Annotated in this window: 1 tRNA gene; it reads right to left on the reverse strand. The window is 48.9% G+C overall.

The window, feature by feature from the left end:
• Window positions 1–148: 148 nt before the first annotated feature.
• Window positions 149–224: transfer RNA gene (locus ACXAH1_RS24825), tRNA-Lys, on the reverse strand.
• Between the last annotated feature and the right edge of the window lie 11 nt (window positions 225–235).

Raw genomic sequence — 235 nt, forward strand, 5'->3', positions numbered from 1 at the left:
TAAAGTGCCATTAAGTCGTCCTGACGGTTGGTTCCGGCGTCGTCGTCCTGACTCGCGTTCGAAAACTGCGAAGCGGTGCTTCGTTTTTCTCACCCAACTGAGCTAATGACCCGCTCGAAAGTTACTTAAGTATTACACCAAATGTGAATGGTGGGTCATGATGGACTCGAACCATCGACCAATGGATTAAAAGTCCACTGCTCTACCAACTGAGCTAATGACCCGCTCGGTGTTA

This window comes from Pseudoalteromonas sp. AWH4_217, from assembly GCF_056161105.1.